The organism is Sulfurospirillum sp. MES, from assembly GCF_000789415.1.
GTDB classification, from domain to species: Bacteria; Campylobacterota; Campylobacteria; order Campylobacterales; family Sulfurospirillaceae; genus Sulfurospirillum; species Sulfurospirillum cavolei.
This window is the reverse complement of the sequence record NZ_JSEC01000029.1, coordinates 1-4,243: the sequence shown is the minus strand read 5'-3', so window position 1 is coordinate 4,243 and position 4,243 is coordinate 1. Positions and strand designations below refer to the sequence as shown.

At 46.2% G+C, this 4,243-nt stretch carries 6 protein-coding genes; all 6 read left to right on the top strand.

Going from position 1 to position 4,243, the window contains the following annotated elements; all coding sequences use genetic code 11:
• A partial coding sequence (locus tag OA34_RS13090) for an ATP-binding protein (protein WP_039676127.1) occupies positions 1–260 on the top strand: 260 nt, incomplete at its 5' end.
• 144 nt (positions 261–404) lie between these two features.
• Positions 405–704 carry a c-type cytochrome gene (locus OA34_RS13085; protein WP_039676125.1) on the top strand — a complete coding sequence of 100 codons (300 nt, stop codon included), beginning with the start codon at positions 405–407 and terminating at the stop codon, positions 702–704.
• A gap of 7 nt (positions 705–711) precedes the next feature.
• Positions 712–1,212 (top strand): ubiquinol-cytochrome c reductase iron-sulfur subunit, encoded by a 501-nt coding sequence (gene petA / locus OA34_RS13080; RefSeq protein WP_039676123.1) that lies wholly within the window; start codon positions 712–714, stop codon positions 1,210–1,212.
• Between the two features lie 9 nt (positions 1,213–1,221).
• On the top strand, positions 1,222–2,475 hold the full coding sequence (locus OA34_RS13075) for a cytochrome b (RefSeq protein WP_039676120.1): 1,254 nt from the start codon (positions 1,222–1,224) through the stop codon (positions 2,473–2,475).
• The gene (locus tag OA34_RS13070) at positions 2,472–3,326 is read left to right on the top strand and encodes a c-type cytochrome (protein WP_039676118.1); all 855 of its coding nucleotides are present in this window, start codon (positions 2,472–2,474) and stop codon (positions 3,324–3,326) included. The genes OA34_RS13075 and OA34_RS13070 overlap by 4 nt, the downstream gene beginning before the upstream one ends.
• 406 nt (positions 3,327–3,732) lie before the next feature.
• On the top strand, positions 3,733–4,243 hold a 511-nt coding region (locus tag OA34_RS13065), incomplete at its 3' end, for an OprD family outer membrane porin (RefSeq protein WP_039676116.1).

Here is a 4,243-nt window from a genome sequence, read left to right as displayed (position 1 = left end):
CACCGTATATCGCGATGAGCGTTAAAAACGGCAAACGCTACACGCTGATCAAAATCGAAGATAACGGCGGCGGCATCGCGGCGGAGCATATCGAGCGTATTTTCGAGCCTTATTTTACGACCAAACATGCCAAACAAGGCACGGGAATCGGGCTTTATATGACCAAGATGATTATCGAAAATAATATGAACGGCATCATTAACGTCAGCAATACGAACTACGGCGCACTCTTTACGATTAAGCTCAAACGGGAAAGTTAGCACTTTTAAGACGCCTTTGACGCAACGCGTTTACTTTAACCTACTTTAAAAATAGTGATTACCTCTTCTTTTTGGGCTTGATCTCATTTTTTTGCTATTTTTTTTTACTACGATGCGTGAAAATTTAATTTCAAGGAGTCGTAGATGAAACTTTCAACCTTTACATGTAACGTTGCGTTGGTATGGTGTAGCCTTGCTTTAAGCGCATCGGCCAATCCTTTGTATACCAAGTGTATCGCCTGCCACGGAGCGCAAGGCGAGAAAGCCGCGTTAAATAAAAGCCTCGTGATCAAAGAGATGAGTAAAGAGGATTTTATGAAAGCTCTTAAAGGTTACAAAGACGGTAGTTACGGCAGAGAACAAAAAGCGATGATGAAACCGCAAGTTGCCAATCTCAGCGATGCGCAAATCGAAGAGCTCGCCTCTTTTATCGCGAAAAAGTAGTCTATCGATGGCAGAACAAAGTAGGCGCGATTTTATAGGCTTGGCTCTAGGCGGTATCAGTACCGTGGGCGGAGTGCTTGCCTTGGGCGCGATGAAAAAGAGTTGGGATCCGCTTCCGAGCGTCCAATCGGCGGGTTTTGTGAGCGTCGATCTTTCCGGTATGAACGAGGACGAAATGCATACGGTTCAATGGCGCGGGAAACCCGTCTTTATTTTACGTAAAAGCGCGGATACGCCGAGCAACGATAAACGCGATATTCGCATCGGCGAGAAGCGTTTTGTCGTTTTGATCGGGCTGTGTACCCACTTGGGGTGTATTCCCTCTTACGAGGCGAGTTCCCGCACGTTTAAGTGTGCGTGTCACGGCGGTGTTTTCGATGCGAGCGGTATACAAACGTTCGGTCCTCCGCCGCGTCCTTTGGATATTCCTCCCTTTAAATGCAACGGCGAAACGATCGTCTTGGGCGAAGAGGGTGCGGAGTATCAAAAAATGACGAAAAAAGCGTAAGGAGGCGTTATGGCACAGATCAAAAAAGCCGAAGGCTTGATCGATTGGCTCGATCAGCGTTTAGCGGTAAAAGCCTTTATGCGCGTGATGATGAGCGAGTATTGGATTCCTAAAAATATCAACTTTTTATGGGCGATGGGTGTGGTTTTGATCGCTTTATTTGCGGTGTTGTTGGTGACGGGACTTTTGTTGTTGATGTATTATAAACCGGACGTGAATTTAGCGTTTGATAGCGTCAATTATACGATTATGCAAGAAGTCGAGTACGGTTGGTTATGGCGACATATGCACGGCGTTGCGGCTTCGGCGACGTTTTTGATTATTTATATTCACCTGTTTACGGCAATTTATTACGGCTCTTACAAAAAAGGGCGTGAGATGATTTGGCTAACGGGTATGGTGCTTTTCGTGGCGTTTTCCGCCGAAGCGTTTAGCGGTTATATGCTTCCGTGGGGGCAGATGAGCTACTGGGCGGCGCAAGTCATTACCAATTTGTTTAGCGGTATTCCCGTGATCGGCGATGAGGTCGTCATCTGGATACGCGGCGATTACGTCGTTGCCGATGCAACGTTGACGCGCTTTTTTATGTTACACGTCGTTTTATTACCGCTCGTGATTTTAGCGGTGATCGCGGTACATTTTTACTCACTTCGCTTTCCGCATGTCAATAACCAAGATTCCGTTGAGCTTGATTTTGAAGCGGAAGCGCAAAAATACAAAGAAGGGCGCATTAAAGAGTCTCGCGTCGTACCGTTTTGGCCCGTCTTTTTATCGAAAGACTTTTTCGTCGTCGGCTTTTTTATGACGTTTTTCTTTTTCTTGGTTTGTTACCACTTCGATTTTGCGATGGATCCGATCAATTTTGAGCCGGCAAATTCGATGAAAACACCCGCGCATATCTATCCCGAATGGTATTTTTTATGGAATTACGAAGTGCTTCGGGGCTTTTTCTTCGACATCGGCGGCATCGCGGCGATGGACATCGGTTTAATCGCGTTTGTGTTTGCTAACGTGGTATTTTTTTTACTACCGTTTTTGGATCGCAACGCGATGAATACGGCTCCGGCACACAAACGTCCCGCATTTTTCGCGTGGTTTTGGCTGCTGATCGTCGATATGATCGTCCTTACCGTTTACGGTAAGTTGCCGCCGACGGGCGTGAACGCGTGGGTTGGATTTTTTGCCGCGGTGCTGTTTTTAGGGCTTTTTATCGCCCTTCCGATCCTTACGAAATGGGAAGCGAAAAAAGGAGAAAAGGCATGAGAGAAGTGAAGATTTTAGCCATTGTGATCTTCTTTACCGCCGTGACCTACTGGGGCGTGGAACCGTATGCGCATTCGCAAATGCACCCTCATGTCGCGCCTGCGGATTTTCGTTTTAAAGAGATGGAGCCTTTACATGTAAACGGCAATGCAGACAACGGCAAGGCATTGGTTGAAGCCAATTGCCTCGCGTGCCACGGCATTGAGTCCGTGGGATACGCCGCTCCTATGAGTCCCGAAGATGCGGCTGGTGCGTACGGCGTCGTGCCTCCCGATCTGAGTCATTCGGGTGTGATTTACGCGAAAAATTACCTTGCGGGCTTTTTAAAAGACCCCGTGGGTGCGACCAAACTTTCGCATAAATTTAACGACGCAAAGCCCTATGCGATGCCTAGTTTTGCTTTTTTTAGCGATCAAGAGATTGCCGACGTGGTGGCGTATCTTCAAAATATCGTCGCGACAAAACCTTCCGATAAAGAGGTGTTTGAAGAAGCATGCGGCAGATGCCATAGTATGAAATACGATGCATGGAACGCTAAAACGCCGAGTACGTCGATGAAAAATTATCTGGGAGCCGAAGCACCCGATCTTTCGATGATGATTCGCTCTAAAAAAGCGGAGTATCTAAGCACCTTTATCAACGAACCGCTGAAGATGGTCGAGGGCATTGCGATGCCTCGCGTGGGACTGAGCGAAGCGTCTCAATCGCAAGTGATCGCTTACATGGAAAACGTGGGAGATCGCAAAAAAGCGGAGCGTGAGAGCTTAGGTTTGAAGCTCATTGGATTTATGGCTATTTTTACCCTAATAGCGTATCTTTGGAAAGTTTCGATTTGGAAGAGAGCGGCGTAAGCCGCCTCTTTTTTGACACATTTTCATTAGCGTTCTTACCGAACGCTATACACGCTTTTAAAGCAAAGCTCCAAAAGCTACGCTAACGCTGGGTTTTCCTCGGCGGAATGCCCAAGCACCTTGGGTGCTTTTACTTTTAACAAAGTGAATTTTATAAAAAATCTACGATTTTTTTCGTCACAATTCTGCTTTTTCTCTTCGATTATTTTGCTCTTTTTTTTATTTAAAATTTTTCTTGAAGCTTCAAATTAATTATGAAAACAACGGGCTTATTAAAGAATAAGGCAGATGGGTTTATGCGTCTGTCCGGATGTGTTATGGCACCACTTTCACACATCTTTTTTGGCATAAATTAACGTCATAAACATTTTACATGTAAAGTGTTTTTACTACGAAGGAGAAACATATGAAATTGGCAAATCTTAGCTTAGTAGCCTTGTGTGCAGCGGGACTTAGCACCTGTGCATTTGGTGCCGATACGTTGGCAGATGCGTTTAAAGAGGGCAAAGTCAGCGGTGAGCTCAAAGCGTTTTACTGGGATCGTGACCGTAACCCTGCCATTTCGGGTGAATCTATTTTCAATACGGGCGTTGTGCTTGGCTATACAACGGGCTCATTTAACGGCTTTAGTCTTGGGTTGACAGGTCAAGCCAACAGTGCGCCGTTTGCAAGCTCCAATGCCAAAACACAGTTTGGCTGGGATGAGTACGGCTCAGGTGCGCAACTCTCCGAAGCGTATTTAGCCTACAGTGCAGGTAAAACCACCGTTCAAGTTGGACGCATGTTTTTAAATACCCCACTTATCGCCTCTTTAGGAAATCGTATCGTGAAAGAGGCATTTGAGGGTGCAAGCATCGTCAATACCGACCTTCCCAACACAACTTTAACCGCAGCCTACGTGCAAAAATTCCAAGCAC